This window comes from Fusibacter sp. 3D3 (assembly GCF_001748365.1).
Lineage (GTDB): Bacteria > Bacillota > Clostridia > Peptostreptococcales > Acidaminobacteraceae > Fusibacter_A.
This window is the reverse complement of sequence record NZ_BDHH01000057.1, coordinates 1-1226: the sequence shown is the minus strand read 5'-3', so window position 1 is coordinate 1226 and position 1226 is coordinate 1. Positions and strand designations below refer to the sequence as shown.

1 protein-coding gene is annotated in these 1226 nt (G+C 39.8%); it reads left to right on the top strand.

Translation table 11 applies throughout. The features are described from left to right. Positions 1 to 1221 (top strand): hypothetical protein (locus tag F3D3_RS24430; protein ID WP_207645413.1); only part of this gene is annotated, 1221 nt, incomplete at its 5' end. Positions 1222 to 1226 lie beyond the last annotated feature (5 nt).

Below are 1226 nucleotides of genomic sequence, written 5' to 3'. Positions count from 1 at the left end.
AGCGAAGGAACCGCCGTCCAAAACATCAAAATGACCGCCAATAATGGACAGGCCATAGACGTCCTCTTTAAAAAGACAGGCAAATATCTCATAGAAGTGACAGGGACAAACACCTATGGCATGACCGACACAAAGCAGAAAATCATAGACGTATCCATAGATGAATCCCCGATCATGCTGACCGATGCCAATGAGATCGTTTACAGGGCTGAAAATAAAGTGGCCCCGATTAAAGCCTATGACCACTCCTACTCAACAGATGGTGATTACCTCAATGAGAGAACATGGCGCTATAAATTTGATTCAGATAATGATGGCATATTCACAGACGAAGCCCCAGTACAGCTCAAAACAACAACCACCCAGTGGGATAGAGCCTTAGAGTTTGAAGCTTCACACGTAGGGCGGTATGAAATCACCCTCACCACCAAAGAAACCTTCGGGCAACCCACCCTACCGAGTTTTTTAGTGGCAAGTGATTACAAGACAGGGACCACCACAAAAGTCATCACAGTGGACAACATCAAGCCAGTGGCCACCTTCCTCGATATTCCCGATAAGAAAATAGACATCACCTTAGTCACAGACTACGAAGGTGATGACCTTACAACCCTAGAGAACCGAATGAATCAGTATGTATCGGATAGCTATGACGATTATAAAAAGGTACAGTTTAACATCGTATCAGGAAAAAAGATCATCGGAAAAGACATCATGGAACAAGCAGACTTTGAAGTCCCTCTTAAATACACAACGCCTTATACCGTTGCTTATGATGCATTTTATTCTAGAACAATAACAGCAACAGATGAAAATGCTGTAACCGCAAAAATTGTGATTTATGACGATTATTATAACAATGCAAATGATATTATTTTTACTTACACTAACACATTTGATTCTAACGTAAAATCAGTTAAAACGATTTTATATGCGGGATTTGTACTTTTAGAAAATGGCGATCTTTGGATGTGCGGAACAGATCAAACAAGATTTTCTGATCTTGGATTTAATAGCCGGTACTTATCTTCTTACACACCTTATATGAGCGGTTTTAGAAAAGTTATGAGTGATGTTAAAGAAATCAGAAATGACTATAGAATGTATAATGGTAATGTTGATGGCCCCCAATATGGCATAGATAATATTTATGCACTTAAAAATGACGGTACGGTGTGGGTAAATGGGTGTAATATGGGAGATGCGAATAATGCTAAGTAGGATCC